This window comes from Endozoicomonas sp. Z74 (genome assembly GCF_057680865.1).
Genome location: NZ_JBLYZI010000006.1, coordinates 1 through 15,472, shown reverse-complemented (window position 1 = coordinate 15,472; position 15,472 = coordinate 1). Strand labels below are relative to the sequence as shown.

Below are 15,472 nucleotides of genomic sequence, written 5' to 3'. Positions count from 1 at the left end.
CCGTAAAATGATTGAGAGGTAAGCATGCCTGGCATCCCATCGATTTCATCCATTCTGGTGCCTATGCAGCAGAGGCCTCTGCTGCTGCCAACCGCCTGTATTGCAGAAGTGCAGGATTACAGTCGCCCTGAAGACAATTATTCAGAAACGGACTGGCTGCTTGGGGATGTTTTATGGCGGGGACAGAAGATTCCGGTGGTTTCTTTTGAGCGAATGAATCAGGGTCGGTTTGCTGAATTTTCTGCCTCCAATCGCATCGCGATTATGAACCGGACCACCAAAAGTGAGCTCCTTCCCTTTTACGCTATGGTTATCCAGGGCATACCACAGCCACTGACCCTGATGAGAGAAGAGGTCCGGAATTCTGCAGAGGAGCCCGGCCCTATGGAAAAACACCGGGTGATGATGAGGGATATCCCCGCCTCCATTCCGGATCTGGCAACTCTGGAGCAACTCCTGGAAGAGACCATCACTGAGGTGGCTCCTGTGGCTCAATAACCGGTTTGGTAGCCCGCGAGAAAAGGGTTAGTAGCAACTTCTCCCCACCAGATTTAGTCCTGATTAAAGTGCTGGTTGATGGCAATGGTTGTTGCTCTTTACTGGTACCAGGCTGAGCCCAGTCAACGGGTGTAACTTCAGCCACCGTTCGCATTTTGGCTTTTTTCCCTCTGGGTTTTGGCGTAATAGTCCTACGCCATTTGACCAGCCCCTGTTCATCCACTGCAAACCGATATATTAACTTGCCCTTGACTGACTCCAGTACACCATCTTTATAGAGGTAACGCATTGCCCGGCTGAATTTCTCAAAATTCATATTAGGCTTTCCCCTTTGAGCTCCCCATATTTCTGCTAACTTGCCCGAATCAACTACTTTGAAATACCCTTCATTTTGCCAGAGAATCGTGGAGCCATAATGATCAGGATCGTTGAGCAGCCGCAGCAGGAAGTCTGGCAGCCGTTCTGACTTTCGCAGCTCTATTGAACTGACCTTACCCTCAACCTCTTTATTTAACTTACGTTTTTTGGCTTTTTTCCCCAAAGCTCTTTCAGGAAGGGAGCCACCTGAATCAGAGAGATGTACATCATCCATCACCACTTTGCTGCTACCAGGAGTTTCCATTGGCTCCTGGACGCGACTACCATCATCATCTTGTTTTACAAATACCACTTCAGAACCAAACTGAAACCGCTCCTTCTTTTCTCTGGCACTCTTTCTTTTGTACGTAGGTGTTTCCTGTGCTTGAGGGTTATTATCCTTCCTCCCTAATGGAATCGTCATTTTTTCAAGAGCAGGCTCTATGGCTTCACCCTGTTGTCCCCTGTAGTTTAAATACTGACAGAGATGCTTGTACCGTTTGGCCAGAGGAGCCAGACTCCATGTCTTCTTAGAGTCAAGGTAAACCAACTCTTTTTCATAGTATTTTAAATATTCCCGAAGCGTAATAGCGGTCTTAGTGACAGGAGCATCAAGCTGACCTTCAGTCAGAAGTTCTGGAGACTGAGTCAACTTTAACAAACGTGCAGGAAGTCTCTTTATGGATAATGTCCTGAAATCAGGATCCCCTGGAAGGTCTTGTATATCAGAATCCTGAAATAAATTCACCACCAGTTCATGATCATCCTCCATCATCCTGGCAAGGCTTATCGCATAAAGACCACAGCTATTGTAGTCTTTTTGAAACTTTTCTTCAGGGCATAAAAAACAAACTTTTTTATCTTTGCAAACGGTATTTACCTGACCTGATATCACTTTTCTTATGGACTTTGCCACTTTAGACTCTACCCCAAGGGGGTCATGAAGATAACAGTAAACAGTATTCCCCCGGGTAGACAGCCCTACTGCAATTGAATGATTGGAATTTGGGTCTTCGTAAACAAAACATCCATCTTTATTAACTTCTTCCTCTGAGACTTTGATCATCAAACTTTCGATAAACCTATTCATATCTTCTTCTGAAGAAGAGCATACAAATGGGATCTTCGATAATTTGCTGGCCAACCGTTCTCTGATCACTGAAAGCGTCAAGTGCGGTTCACCATCGTTTTCATGATCTAAAGCCTGAAGTTGTTTGTATTTATCTTCGTAATAAAAGACTGGCCCCGACTCTCTTAACAGTGGATTGGTATCAAGGCTTGCTTTCAATGAGTCGGTTTTTCCTGCTACTTTCCAAAAGTCTTTCCCTTCATGCTTATCTGCCTCAAGCAGGACTGACTGATTTTCATATAGCCATACCTCTTGTTTGAGACACTTTTCTCTTTTTGGTGACATCAAACCAATAGTCGTACCCGATCTATTGGTCAGAACCAGCCTTTTTCCGGTCACCACATTTGACATACTTGGTACGGTGATCAATTGATCGTCAGATACAGCACCACTGACCGGTACATAGGCAAATGACTCCAAATCATTGGTATTACTTACCTCAATCTTCAGATCTGTCAGGGGCTTCTCCTCAGATTGAAAGCAAAACTGCCAGTTGCTTAATTCATCTGGGGGCAGGTAAAAACGCAGGGCCTTGATCCCCCAGTCCCTGACGGTCTTTAATGCGTCCTGAGCACCAGATAACAAATGACTTCTGAGGCTGGCAGGGATCCCGACGGAACTCAACTTATCCCCTGAAATAACATTAAAAACTCGCCCCACTTCAGCCTTTGAGATCACCTCGCGTTCAACCCAGGTCATTGATAACCCGATATCAGAACCTCCCGGCCCAGCCACCCCCTGCATACAGCTACCTCTCTGTGGAGTTCAGTCAAACTAAACACTTATTGAGTCCACAAACACAGAAAGGTTCCACTTGCCAGAGGCTCCACCTGCTTTAAGCAATACACATCAATGGTGAACAGCTTGAGCCGGTAACTCAAAAAGCAGGCTAACAGCCTAGATCCCCCCAGAGATAGTTCAACAATGACAGGGCCACCACCGGTGCCGTCTCAGTGCGAAGCACCCTCGGGCCCAGCGCCAGAGGATGAAACTCACTGGCTTGTGCCAGTGCTATTTCAGCTTCCGTCAAACCACCTTCTGGCCCAATGAGCAAAGAAACAGAATCCGGTCGCTGATAACCTTCCAGCTTTTTCTCCGTGCGGTGATGAAGCACAAAATTCAGTGCTGTGGTTCGAGAAGCCAGCCAGTCTTCCAGGCGGACCGGAGGATGAATCACCGGTACAATGTTACGACCACACTGCTCACAGGCACTGATGGCCACTTGCTGCCAATGCTTCAGTCGCTTTTCCTGACGCTCATTGTTCAGCCGGACCTCACATCGCTCACTGAACAGAGGTGTGATGTCAGAGACTCCCGCTTCCGTCGCTTTCTGAATGGCATAATCCATTCGCTCCCCGCGGCTGAGGGTTTGTCCCAGCTCGACTCTCAGGGGGGACTGGGCATCCCCTTCCTGGAATGTTCCAACCTGGACCAGCACGGTTTTCTTGGTGACCGACTCGATTTGGCTCTGCCAGGCTCCCCCTTCACCGTTAAACAGGATCAACGGTTCGCCGGGCTTCATCCGCAATACCCGCCCCACATGATTGGCAGCACTTTCCGTCAGCTCAATGGAGGCACCCGCCTGAAGTGGCTGTGCAGAATAAATTCGGGGATTTTTCATGTTGACACGGATCAATGAACGAAAGGGGTGGCATTATAGCGGGAATCCTGCCCGGCAGGCATGGCGGATTGAACCAGCAACAGCCAATCAGCTGTGCTGGTTTGTCTGGAATTTCTTAACTCTGGTTTGCCAAGCCTAAATTATTACAGATGGCTTCACAGGGTGCTGCCTGGTTAAGGGTGTAAAAATGCAGGCCCGGAGCCCCTCCCGCCAGCAGTTTTTCACAGAGCCCGGTCACCACCTCTTCACCAAACTTACGAATACTGTCAATATCATCACCGTAAGCTTCCAGCTGCTTACGGACCCACCTGGGGATTTCTGCACCACAGGCATCGGAAAACCGGGCAAGCCGGGTGTAGTTGGTGATCGGCATAATACCCGGAGTTACCGGCACCTCAAGCCCAAGCGCCTGAACTTTTTCCAGAAAATAAAAATAGCTGTCGGCATTAAAAAAGTACTGGGTAATGGCAGAATTGGCACCCGCTTCCACTTTTCGCCTGAAGTTCAGCAGATCCTTTTCCATATTCGCCGCCTGGGGATGAACTTCCGGATAAGCTGCCACCTCAATGTGAAAGTGGTTCCCGGTCTGTGACCGGATAAATTCCACCAGCTCATTAGCGTATCGCAACTCACCGGTATCACGCCCCATACCTGAGGGCAGGTCTCCACGCAGGGCAACAATCCGGTTAATGCCTTCCTTCTGATAAAACTTCAGCAGCTCTTTGATCTGCTCCTGGGAGTCCCCTACACAGGAAAGGTGAGGAGCCGTGGCAACACGGGTCTGGCTCTGGGTTGACAGTACGGTTTCCAGGGTGCGATCACGGGTGGAACCACCGGCCCCATAAGTGACCGAAAAAAAATCCGGTTGATAGTGCGCCAGTCGAAGCGCATTCTGTTCCAGCTTCCTTGCTCCCTCTTCGGTTTTTGTGGGAAAAAACTCAAAACTGACAGGGGTTTTATTCTTTGTTGTACTGGCCATAGTATTCACTGTCTTTTATAAAGCTGGCAGCCGTGGCCACCAGCCTGTTATCGCTTTAATACTTGTAATCGTCGTTCTTGAAGGGGCCGGCGACGGGCACATTGATGTAGTCCGCCTGCTCCTGGGTCAATCCGGTGATGACACCCCCGAAGCCCTGTACCATATAACTGGCCACTTCTTCATCCAGATGCTTGGGCAGCACCGTGACACTGAGTTTTTCTGCCTTTTGCTCAGGAGGCAGCCCGGCAAATTTTGCTTCAAACAGATGAATCTGGGCCAGGACCTGGTTGGCAAAAGAGCCGTCCATAATACGCGACGGATGACCGGTAGCATTACCCAGGTTCACCAGGCGGCCTTCAGACAACAGAATCAAGTGGTCTCCTGTCGCTTTATCACGCCAGATTTTGTGGACCTGGGGTTTAATCTCCTGCCACTCCCAAGCCTCCCTCATGAAGCCGGTATCAATCTCGGTATCAAAGTGGCCAATATTGCAGACCACACAGCTGCTTTTCAAGGCTTTGAGCATATGGCGGTCGCACACATGAACATTACCCGTTGTGGTCACCAGAAGATCTGTATTTGCCAGCAATGCCCTGTTGAGAGAAGCCTCAGTCCCATCATTGCGTCCATCCACATAGGGGGAGACCACTTCAAACCCATCCATACAGGCCTGCATGGCACATATGGGGTCGATCTCGGAAACCTTGACGATCATGCCTTCCTGACGCAGGGAAGCAGCAGAGCCCTTACCCACATCGCCATAGCCGATAACCAGTGCTTTCTTACCGGCCAGCAGATGGTCAGTGGCACGCTTGATGGCATCGTTTAACGAATGACGGCAGCCGTATTTATTATCGTTCTTGCTCTTGGTAACCGCGTCATTGACATTAATGGCGGGTACTTTCAGGGTACCTTTTTCCAGCATCTCCAGCAGGCGGTGAACACCTGTCGTAGTCTCTTCCGAGATACCGTGTATACCCTCCAGCAGCTCTGGGTACTTATCGTGCAGCAATAATGTCAGGTCGCCTCCATCATCCAGCACCATATTGGCGTTCCAAGGCTTGCCCTTACCATCCAGAACCGTCTGCTCAATACACCACCAGAACTCGTCCTCGGTTTCTCCTTTCCAGGCAAACACCGGAATGCCGGCGGCAGCAATGGCGGCAGCGGCATGATCCTGAGTGGAGAAAATATTACAGGATGACCAGCGCACCTCGGCCCCCAGCTCCACCAGCGTTTCAATCAGCACTGCGGTCTGGATGGTCATATGGATACAACCCATGATTTTCGCCCCTTTAAGGGGCTGCTGGTTCCGGTATTTGGCACGAATGGCCATCAATGCCGGCATTTCACCTTCCGCAATCTGGATTTCCTGGCGGCCCCAGTCCGCCAGAGCAATATCAGCCACACGGTAGTCCTGAACCGGTAAGCAGTCTTGAACGGATGGAGAGCTGTCAAAACCGGCAGTTACATCAGGGTTGGTGCTCATGGAGGGTATCCTGTTCTGCGTATTATCCGAATTATTCCGGAGTCTAGCAGCGCTACAGACCTATATCAATATTTTTTGATATAGATAAAAGGACTTCACATCATGGCACCCATATCTTGTGAGCACTCGCTCACAGTGTCCGATTTTTCGGGCGAGTTGTCTTGTATTTTTCGGGCAATCCGCCAATAAACTTCTACACTAAACGGTCATTGCCTTAACTATCGTATGCCGAGCTGTTATGAAGCATTTATCTTGTATCCGTGTTATTGCCTTTTTGATAACCCTACTGACTTCAAAGCTGGCCATGGCTTGGCCTGAAAATTTTGATCAGTATTTCGATGCAACCAATAAACAGGGAAAAAGCCTGCTAATTTCCTTTAAGGACCACGTATTCATTAGCGACAACACTCCTTCATGGGTGAAATCCCTATATTTTTATCTGGTGGTACATGGCAAACTGTCGATTGCCGTTCCCGAAAATAATCTGTTCATCATCGGTCATACTGCAGATGAAACAGACAATGTATTCCAACCAGGAAATCTGGCAATATCTTTCAATTTACCGGAGGGATATCCCCCCATTCATATACCCAGCCCTCCAACAACCCAACAGTCCGGTGAGGACGAAGAGGAAGAAGGCAGCCAGGAGGAAAAGCAGACCATACAAAGCGAACCGAAAGATCAAGGCGAGCCAGACACAACACTTGTCGACATTGCAACCATCTTTACTGGTGACACTTGGGATCAAATTGTGTTTTTTTTCAATGCTGCTAACAATTGTTGGAAGCTAAATACAAAACAGTATATGAAGGGAACATGCGGGCTAACACTGGCCCAACCGACACAAAAAGGAGAGGTGGAAGAGGAAGGAGCGACCGCACCGCCCATCGCCAATGGCCAATGGCAGACCTATGAAAACTGGTGCGACTGGGCAACCCGTATTGCACTCACTCCATTGAATTATTTAGGTTTATTATTCACTCTCGCATTTACGCCAAAAACAAAGAAAGACTGAGCGACTGAAACCATATGTTTACTCTTACCCATAAAGCCATAGTCATACTGTGTACGACTATGGCTTTACAGCCTCTTCTGGTCACAGCCCGGCAGCGGCACGCAAAGCATCCGCTTTATCCGTCTGCTCCCAGGTAAACTCAGTCTCTTCACGACCAAAGTGGCCATAAGCGGCGGTAGCCCGGTAAATAGGACGTTTCAGATCCAGCATTTTCACCAGGCCACCGGCACGCAGGTCAAAGTATTCCCGCACCAGTTCAGCAATACGATCATCAGACACTTTTCCTGGGCCAAGCTTGCCAGTACCAAAGGTGTTGATGGAAATGGAGGTTGGCTCAGAAACGCCAATGGCATAGGAAACCTGAATCTCACAGCGGTCCGCAAGGCCTGCAGCCACGATGTTCTTCGCTACATAGCGGCCGGCGTAAGCAGCAGAACGATCCACCTTGGACGGATCCTTACCAGAGAATGCACCGCCACCATGACGGGCCATGCCACCATAAGTGTCCACGATAATCTTGCGGCCGGTCAGGCCACAGTCACCCACAGGGCCACCAATGACAAAAATACCGGTTGGGTTAATGTGGTACTTGGTGTCTTCATGGAGCCACTGAGCAGGGAAGACCGGTTTGATGATCTGCTCAAGAACCTGCTCACGGATCTCTTCGAGAGAAACATCCGGGTCGTGTTGTGTCGACAGAACCACGGCATCCACACTCTGAACCTTGCCTTCACTGTCGTAACGCATGGTCACCTGACTTTTCGCGTCCGGGCGCAACCAGGGCAGGGTGCCATTTTTGCGCAGCTCAGCCTGGCGCTTGACCAGCTCGTGGGAGTAATAAATTGGCGCAGGCATCAGTACCGGGGTTTCATTGGTGGCGTAACCAAACATAAGCCCCTGATCACCAGCCCCCTGTTCGTGATGCTCGGTTTCATCCACACCAACCGCAATATCCGGAGACTGCTTGCCAATGGCGTTCAGCACCGCAACACACTCACCATCAAAACCCAGGTCGCCATTGTTATAACCAATGTCCATAACGACCTTGCGCACCAGCTCTTCAATATCGACGTAGGTCTCAGTACGCACTTCACCGGCAACAATAACCATGCCGGTTTTTACCATGGTTTCCACAGCAACGCGGGCTTCCGGATCATCTTTGATGATGGCATCAAGAATCGCATCGGAAATCTGGTCCGCAATTTTGTCCGGATGCCCCTCAGACACGGACTCAGACGTAAACAGTGAGTATTCAGCCATGATCGCTTAAACCTCTTTCAAAATTCTTTTCACAATAGACTCAGATACAGCGCTTATCCCGGAAGGAAAAAACGCCTTACCTGAATCTGAAAACCATTACGCAATCCCAGGTACTGGGACTCACCATTGACCAGACCCGACTCTTCGGCCCAGAGGCTCAGCTCTTCAGCACTGAAACCCAGCCACAGATCACCACAGGAGTCTTTCACCCACTGCTGGTCATGGTGACTGAGGTCACTGACCAGCAAGCTACCTCCGGGCTTAAGCAGCACCGATGCCCAGTGAAAGATATCCCCAGGGCTGGGCACATGGTGCAGCACCATGTTGGTAACAATGCAGTCAAACTCTCCTGCCATGGCGTTCAGCTCCTGGATCTCGCCATGGACAAAAGTGACATTCTCGATATTCCGCTGTCGCACTCGTTCCCTTGAGCAGGTGAGCATTGCTTCTGAATTGTCCACCGCATAAACCGATTGAAAGCAATGGCTGAGCGTCTCCAGAAACGCCCCTTCCCCAGGACCAAGCTCAAGCGCTTTATCTTCCCCGGGAAACCGGGTGCTCTCGATCAGCTCTGACACAGTGCGGGCATACAGGTCATGATCAGCAATTAATTCCTGATGCTGCCGAAACTGGTCAACATTCCGGGCAAAAAACGCCTTTGACTGTTCTGAGCGGTGTCGACGAATCGCCTCCAACCTGGCAGCCTGATCTTCCGATAACGGAATGTTATCCACTGCCTGCAGTAAAGAACGCACGGTAGCCTCCAGAACACTTCCTGAAGGGGGCAGTGCCCGGCGATAAAAGACGGTATTGCCTTCTTTGCGAGTCGATACCAGCCCTGCCTGAGCCAGCACTTTCAGGTGGTGACTCATGGCTGGCTGACGCATTTCAAACACACCACTGAGTTCAAGCACCCCCAGAGATTCTGTACTGAGAACCCTGAGCACCTGAAGCCTCAAGGCATCACCAAACGCCTTACCCAGCACGGCCAGCTGATCCAGTGCTTCTGCCATCCTTTTACCTTTTAGCACCAAGAATGAAAATTGACTTTTTGCCTAGTATTGGAAATGGAGTCTAGCAAGATCGTCAACCTATATCAAAATCTTTTGATATAGAGTAAAGAAAGCGAAACGATCGGTGCCACTGCACTATATTTATCCTGCCTTGGCAGTGGCTATCCGAAATCAACAGGGGGTAGCCATTCACTTAGGAAAGCCGTGGGATAAGCATCATTAGCACCTGTTTTCACATATCAACTTGAAATCAAGGCGCTGCGACCTGGCACGGTTATCTCTTTTCACCTTTTTTACGGCTGTTTTTATTAGCTGTTTGACTGTCGGAAATAATAAAACGGTTTATGACTTCATTCAGACTTCATCCTCCCGATTCCCGCAGAAATCCGATACTTCTTTCACAGATTGCCATGATGGCGTGCTGTATCTTCAATTTCGATATTCTGTGGAACCTGAAAGAGTCATTGCTGATTACCCGGCTTGGGGCAGAAGCGATTCCTTTTGTGAAGCTTTGCGTGGTCATGCCCGTCGCTTTTCTGTTTCTGGTCAGTTACAGCTTTCTGGCTAACCGGCTTAACAAACGTCTACTGTTCTATATTTCGCTGACCCCCTTTCTTATCTGGATGCCTCTTTTTTCCTTCGCGATCTACCCAAACCTTGAGTACTTTGCCCCTCAGGGAATACTCCAGAAGCTAAGCGACCATCTTCCGGAACACCTGCAGTTTATTTCCGGGATGATTTATTACTGGCCTTTAACCCTTTTTTTTGCCCTGGCAGAACTCTGGAGTTCAGCCGTCATCTGTCTCCTTTTCTGGACCGCCGTGAACGATGTGAGCAGCATTCAGAGTGCCACCCGAAATTATCCGGTCATTACCATGGTCGGGAACAGCGCCTCCATGATTTCCGGTCCACTGCTGTATTACTGTGTATCGACAGGCGCCTCAGGTTCCGGCTGGCAGGGCAGCCTGAACCTCCTCTCGTGGTTTTTTACCCTTTTCGGACTTTGCATTGTACTCCTCTACGAGTACTGTCACCGGCAGGGCCTGGAAAAAGCGCAGCCAGAAACCGACATTCAACACTCCACCACCAGCCTGCCATTGATGGCCAGTACCCGATACCTGGCACGATGCCCCTACTTGTGCAGCATCGCCCTGGTTATGTTGTCCTACTGCATTGCCATTAATATGGTGGAAGTCGCCTGGAAAAGTCAGCTGGTTCAAATCTACCCGTCGGAAACCGAATACTCCATGTTCATGGGCAAAGTAGCCATGATCAATGGTGTTGGCAGCCTGGCATGCGGACTGCTCACACCCGCCTTAATGAATATCAGCTGGCAGGCAGCAGCCCTGGCCACTCCCATCATTCTGGCAGGAACAGCACTGCCTTTTTTTATACTGACCCTGTGCGGTGAAACCCATATCAACCTTCTGGGGCTCTTTACGATTGACCTGCCCCTGATCGGTTTGCAAATTGGCATGTTGTGCAATGCACTGGGCAAATCAGCCAAATACACCTTCTTTGATGCCACCAAAGAAATCACCTTTATTCCCCTGAATAATGAGCAGAAATACAAGGGAAAAGCCGCCATTGAACTGGTGGTCAGCCGCCTGGGAAAATCCGGCAGCTCTGTGTTCCAACAGCTGCTGATTATCATTTTTGGTTCGCTGACACTGGCCATGTCCTGGCTGGCAGGGGCGTTTCTGCTGGCCCTGGGCCTCTGGTTTATCGCAATAAAACACCTGGGCAGGCGTTATCATGCCAAAGTCGGAGAAAAATAAAGCCCGGGCATTAAGTTTCCTCAGCTTTGGGTTTCACGTTTGCCCCCTGAGGCTTTAAAATACCCGCCGACTTCAAACTGACTGGATCCCCAGGAGCAAAGATTCCCATGTCCTCACGTCGTGAGCTTGCCAATGCCATCCGCGCCCTCAGCATGGACGCCGTCCAGAAAGCCAAGTCCGGCCACCCCGGAGCCCCCATGGGGATGGCGGACATTGCCGAAGTACTGTGGCGTGATTACCTGAACCACAACCCCGCCAACCCGGACTGGGCTGATCGTGACCGTTTTGTTCTGTCCAATGGTCATGGCTCCATGCTGCTGTACTCACTGCTGCACCTGACCGGCTATGACCTCAGCATTGATGACCTGAAAAACTTCCGGCAGCTGCACTCCAAAACCGCCGGACACCCGGAATACGGCTATGCACCGGGTATTGAAACCACTACCGGCCCGCTGGGGCAGGGCATTGCCAATGCGGTGGGCATGGCAGCGGCCGAAAAAGCACTGGCAGCCCAGTTCAACCGGAAAGGCCACGAGATTGTCGACCATAACACCTACGTGTTTATGGGCGATGGCTGCATGATGGAAGGTATTTCCCACGAAGTCTGCTCTCTGGCAGGCACCCTGGGCCTGGGCAAACTGATTGCGTTCTATGACGACAACGGCATCTCCATTGACGGTGAAGTAGAAGGCTGGTTCACCGATGATACCGTTAAACGGTTTGAGGCCTACAACTGGCACGTAGTACCCGCGGTGGATGGCCATGACCCAGAGGCCATCAAGGCCGCTGTTGAGGCCGCCCGCGCTGAGACCGGCAAGCCTTCCCTGATCTGCTGCAAGACCGTGATCGGCTTTGGCTCTCCCAATAAAGAAGGCAAGGAAGACTGCCATGGCGCACCACTGGGCGATGAAGAAATCAAACTGACCCGTGAGCGTCTGGGCTGGAGCCACGCACCTTTCGAAGTCCCAACCGACATTTACAGCCAGTGGGATGCCAAAGAAGCCGGTGCCGCTAAAGAAACCAGCTGGAATGAAAAATTTGCCGCTTACCAGGCCGCTTACCCGGAACTTGCTGCAGAGTTTGTCCGTCGCCAGAAAGGTGAACTGCCTGGGGATTTTGCAGAAAAAGCCACCGCTTACATCAAATCCTGCCAGGAACAGGGCGAAAAAGTCGCCAGCCGAAAGGCTTCTCAGAACACTCTGAATGCCTATGGCCCCATGCTGCCAGAACTGCTGGGTGGCTCTGCCGACCTGGCCGGTTCCAACCTGACGATCTGGAGCGGATCCAAAGGCATCAAGCCGGAAGATGCCGATGGCAACTACCTGTTCTACGGTGTCCGTGAGTTCGGCATGACTGCCATGATGAACGGTATCGCCCTGCACGGTGGTTTTGTTCCCTATGGCGCCACCTTCCTGGTCTTCATGGAATACGCCTGCAACGCTGTGCGCATGGCGGCCCTGATGAAGAAGCGCTCCATTCAGGTATACACCCACGACTCCATCGGCCTGGGTGAAGATGGCCCAACCCACCAGCCTGTGGAACAGATCGCCAGCCTGCGCCTGACGCCCAACGTGAACGCTTGGCGCCCCTGTGACACGGTCGAATCTGCCGTTGCCTGGAAACATGCCATTGAAAGAGAAGATGGCCCGAGTGCATTGATCTTCTCCCGTCAGGGCCTCCCCTGCATGTCCCGCAGTGACGAGCAACTGGCCAGTATTGAGCGCGGTGGCTACATCCTGAAAGACTGCATGGGTATGCCAGAACTCATTCTGATTGCCACCGGTTCCGAAGTAGAGCTGGCAATGAACGCCGAGGCCAAACTGACTGAGCAGGGCCGTAAGGTTCGCGTGGTTTCCATGCCCTCCACGGATGTGTTTGATGCCCAGGATGCCGAGTACAAGCAACAGGTTCTGCCCCTGGAAGTGCCAGCCCGCATTGCCATTGAAGCGGCCGCCGCAGACTTCTGGTACAAATACGTTGGCCTGGATGGTCGCGTCATCGGCATGACCACCTTCGGGGAATCTGCACCGGCCGGTGACCTGTTCCCCTACTTCGGATTTACCGTTGAGAATATCGTCGCCGCTGCAGAAGATATTCTGGATTAATCCCTAAGCCACCAGGCGTCACAAACCCACAAAGCCAGTATAAGACGATTGACTTATACTGGCTTTTTACTTCCTCCCCTCCTCCTGAAACGCCCTGTGTAAATCTTTAGTAAGTCCTTCCAAAACGCGTATTGCTAACTATTTATCACCCATTGCTTTTATGAAAGAATTGTTTATAGCCGTATAAACTATAAATCGATGTAGTCTCCCTCCGTCCATAACGAAATAGCTTTTTCAGAAAAACCCGGACGAGCATTACACCTCTTCTCACTAAACATTCGACGACAGTCGAATACCTACCGGGAACTACAGCGGTTGGGCTCACAAGCCGGTTGAGTGCTGGCAAATCCTGTAAACCTTCGACAATTCGGGCCTGCTTAATGACCAATTCCACTCTCTGTAAAGAGAACAACAGGAGCGATCGCCTATTTCTGATCCTCACGCTGGGCGCCCTGACCGCCCTTGGGCCTCTGGCCATCGACCTTTATCTCCCTGCCATGCCGGCCATTGCCGAAAGCATGGGGGAGCCTCTGAGCCGGATACAATACACACTGAGTGCTTACACCATTGGTTTCGCCCTCAGTCAGCTGGTGTGCGGTCCACTTTCTGACCGCTTTGGTCGCCGGGCGGTTATGTTCCCCGGAATCGTATTCTATATCCTCACCAACATCCTGGCGGCACTGTGCACCAATGCAACGCAGTTGATCATTGTCAGAATACTTCAGGCCACGGCGGGGGCCGCCATCATGGTTACCATCCCGGCCATGATCCGCGACCTTTTTCCCAGAGAACAGGTGGCCAGGGCACTTTCATCAATTCTTATGGTGATGACCGTGGCACCCTTGGTCGCCCCATTACTGGGTGGACAGATTCTGAAGTTTTTCGGCTGGCCCAGCCTGTTCCTGTTTCTGGCGCTGATGGCCTGCCTGTCCATGCTTCTCGCCATTCTCAGAGTGAAAGAGACGCTACCGAAAGAGCAGCGCCTGGTGGTCTCGCCCCCGGAGCTGGCATTGAATTACCTGAATATCCTGAAAAACCGGGAAGCCATGGGTTGCATTCTCTGTCATGCGTTTTTCTTCGGTGGCATGTTTGCCTTCATCACCGGCTCGCCCTTCGTCTATATTGAGCTGTTCGGGATCGCACCGGAAAACTACGGGTTGCTGTTTGCGGTTAATATTCTGGCCATGGGCGTTACCAATATGGCCAATATGCGGCTGGTAGGGAGTTTTCAACTGTTCTCTATTTTACGTTCAGGCTGCTTTATAGCCGCTTTCGCTGCAATGGTGCTGTTGTTTAACACGCTCACCGGGCTTGGTGGGCTGCCAGGATTGATGGTCCCCATCGCTTTCTACATTGCCTGCATTGGCTTTACCGGCCCCAACTCCAATGCCCTGGCCCTGGCTCATTTCCCGAAATCCGCGGGGACGGCCAATGCCCTGGCGGGTGCATTGCGCTTTACCATTGGTGGTGTTGCCGGGGGGCTGGTTGGCTTTTTCCACAACGACACAGCCATTCCCATGGCATCCGTAATGGCTGTGTGCGGACTGCTGTCGGTAACCTCACTGCTGCTGGTAAAAGACGAAGGCCGGGTTGTGGAAGAGGATGTAATCAATAAAGAAGCCAGCGTCGAGGCTAATTGATGATGCAAGCACAGGGATGTGCCACCATTGAGGCAGAAGCAAGTTAATGCTCCATCATTCGCCCCAGAGGCTTATACTGGTAGACCTTACCCTTATAGATGACGAAGTAAAAATGGGAGTCTTCCGAAGACTTGGGCCTTAACCAATAGCTGCCATCACACAGGTGTAAAATGGGATCAGTTGGGACCATAGCGCTCAAGTTCAAATTCTTTAGTGTATTCCACCGGAATCCGGGTTCATCATAGGTCAGCAAATCATACTCCCGATCAGGAAAACCACTGAACAACACCGGCACTTCTTTTTTACAGCTGCGTTGATAGGAAACCGTGAATTCATTAACCCCATGAGCAAACAGAGTGGGTTTAAAGTGATCAAATTTAAGAGAGGAATCCTCAGAAGACTGATATATACCGTGCAAAAAAAGAAAAAGACCATTGATTGAATACGGCAATGGCCTCATATGTAGTAGTTCAGACCTGATCTGACAGTCACCGATTTTTCAGAGGGTGTCTGTCAGGTCAAATTCAGGCTACAAATTTTTCCTTCCAGATCTCTTTGCCATCTATCAGAGTTTCCATTGGCGTTCTT

At 50.7% G+C, this 15,472-nt stretch carries 11 protein-coding genes; 5 read left to right on the top strand and 6 right to left on the bottom strand.

Going from position 1 to position 15,472, the window contains the following annotated elements; translation table 11 throughout:
• The first annotated feature begins 24 nt into the window (after positions 1-24).
• Positions 25-498: a chemotaxis protein CheW gene (locus ACNRUY_RS02745; protein WP_488110109.1), complete on the top strand. Its 474-nt coding sequence runs from the start codon at positions 25-27 to the stop codon at positions 496-498.
• On the opposite strand, the gene ACNRUY_RS02740 is transcribed toward ACNRUY_RS02745, so the two are convergent.
• The 4 genes from ACNRUY_RS02740 to ahcY all read right to left on the bottom strand — a co-directional run bounded on the left by ACNRUY_RS02740 (position 470) and on the right by ahcY (position 6,073).
• On the bottom strand, positions 470-2,728 hold the full coding sequence (locus ACNRUY_RS02740; protein ID WP_488110108.1) for an erythroblast transformation specific domain-containing protein: 2,259 nt from the start codon (positions 2,726-2,728) through the stop codon (positions 470-472). The genes ACNRUY_RS02745 and ACNRUY_RS02740 overlap by 29 nt on opposite strands.
• 145 nt (positions 2,729-2,873) lie before the next feature.
• Complete coding sequence (locus tag ACNRUY_RS02735) at positions 2,874-3,605, bottom strand: 16S rRNA (uracil(1498)-N(3))-methyltransferase (protein ID WP_488110107.1); 732 nt, start codon at positions 3,603-3,605, stop codon at positions 2,874-2,876.
• Between the two features lie 115 nt (positions 3,606-3,720).
• Complete coding sequence (metF, locus tag ACNRUY_RS02730; RefSeq protein ID WP_488110106.1) at positions 3,721-4,584, bottom strand: methylenetetrahydrofolate reductase [NAD(P)H]; 864 nt, start codon at positions 4,582-4,584, stop codon at positions 3,721-3,723.
• Between the two features lie 55 nt (positions 4,585-4,639).
• Positions 4,640-6,073, bottom strand: a complete 1,434-nt coding sequence (ahcY, locus tag ACNRUY_RS02725; RefSeq protein ID WP_488110105.1) for an adenosylhomocysteinase — start codon at positions 6,071-6,073, stop codon at positions 4,640-4,642.
• Positions 6,074-6,311: 238 nt separating this feature from the next.
• Here ahcY and ACNRUY_RS02720 point away from each other — a divergent pair, with 238 nt between their 5' ends.
• Positions 6,312-7,088: a hypothetical protein gene (locus ACNRUY_RS02720; protein ID WP_488110104.1), complete on the top strand. Its 777-nt coding sequence runs from the start codon at positions 6,312-6,314 to the stop codon at positions 7,086-7,088.
• Positions 7,089-7,169: 81 nt separating this feature from the next.
• Here ACNRUY_RS02720 and metK read toward each other — a convergent pair whose 3' ends face one another.
• Both metK and ACNRUY_RS02710 read right to left on the bottom strand, forming a co-directional pair.
• The gene (metK, locus tag ACNRUY_RS02715; RefSeq protein ID WP_488110103.1) at positions 7,170-8,348 is read right to left on the bottom strand and encodes a methionine adenosyltransferase; all 1,179 of its coding nucleotides are present in this window, start codon (positions 8,346-8,348) and stop codon (positions 7,170-7,172) included.
• 53 nt (positions 8,349-8,401) lie between these two features.
• A complete protein-coding gene (locus ACNRUY_RS02710) occupies positions 8,402-9,361 on the bottom strand; it encodes an ArsR/SmtB family transcription factor (RefSeq protein WP_488110102.1) in 960 nt (319 codons plus the stop codon).
• 344 nt (positions 9,362-9,705) lie between these two features.
• Here ACNRUY_RS02710 and ACNRUY_RS02705 point away from each other — a divergent pair, with 344 nt between their 5' ends.
• From ACNRUY_RS02705 to ACNRUY_RS02695, 3 genes are all read left to right on the top strand, one after another.
• Positions 9,706-11,139: an Npt1/Npt2 family nucleotide transporter gene (locus ACNRUY_RS02705; RefSeq protein WP_488110101.1), complete on the top strand. Its 1,434-nt coding sequence runs from the start codon at positions 9,706-9,708 to the stop codon at positions 11,137-11,139.
• A gap of 107 nt (positions 11,140-11,246) precedes the next feature.
• Positions 11,247-13,244: a transketolase gene (tkt, locus tag ACNRUY_RS02700; protein ID WP_488110100.1), complete on the top strand. Its 1,998-nt coding sequence runs from the start codon at positions 11,247-11,249 to the stop codon at positions 13,242-13,244.
• Between the two features lie 380 nt (positions 13,245-13,624).
• Positions 13,625-14,884 carry a Bcr/CflA family multidrug efflux MFS transporter gene (locus ACNRUY_RS02695; protein WP_488110099.1) on the top strand — a complete coding sequence of 420 codons (1,260 nt, stop codon included), beginning with the start codon at positions 13,625-13,627 and terminating at the stop codon, positions 14,882-14,884.
• Positions 14,885-15,472: the final 588 nt, after the last annotated feature.

Excerpts from the sequence above, each read along its gene's own strand:
- ACNRUY_RS02705 (WP_488110101.1), top strand. The coding sequence starts at position 9,706 with ATGACTTCATTCAGACTTCATCCTCCCGATTCCCGCAGAAATCCGATA.
- ACNRUY_RS02710 (WP_488110102.1), bottom strand. The coding sequence starts at position 9,361 with ATGGCAGAAGCACTGGATCAGCTGGCCGTGCTGGGTAAGGCGTTTGGT.
- metK (WP_488110103.1), bottom strand. The coding sequence starts at position 8,348 with ATGGCTGAATACTCACTGTTTACGTCTGAGTCCGTGTCTGAGGGGCAT.
- metF (WP_488110106.1), bottom strand. The coding sequence starts at position 4,584 with ATGGCCAGTACAACAAAGAATAAAACCCCTGTCAGTTTTGAGTTTTTT.
- ACNRUY_RS02695 (WP_488110099.1), top strand. The coding sequence starts at position 13,625 with ATGACCAATTCCACTCTCTGTAAAGAGAACAACAGGAGCGATCGCCTA.
- ahcY (WP_488110105.1), bottom strand. The coding sequence starts at position 6,073 with ATGAGCACCAACCCTGATGTAACTGCCGGTTTTGACAGCTCTCCATCC.
- ACNRUY_RS02740 (WP_488110108.1), bottom strand. The coding sequence starts at position 2,728 with ATGCAGGGGGTGGCTGGGCCGGGAGGTTCTGATATCGGGTTATCAATG.
- ACNRUY_RS02735 (WP_488110107.1), bottom strand. The coding sequence starts at position 3,605 with ATGAAAAATCCCCGAATTTATTCTGCACAGCCACTTCAGGCGGGTGCC.
- ACNRUY_RS02745 (WP_488110109.1), top strand. The coding sequence starts at position 25 with ATGCCTGGCATCCCATCGATTTCATCCATTCTGGTGCCTATGCAGCAG.
- tkt (WP_488110100.1), top strand. The coding sequence starts at position 11,247 with ATGTCCTCACGTCGTGAGCTTGCCAATGCCATCCGCGCCCTCAGCATG.
- ACNRUY_RS02720 (WP_488110104.1), top strand. The coding sequence starts at position 6,312 with ATGAAGCATTTATCTTGTATCCGTGTTATTGCCTTTTTGATAACCCTA.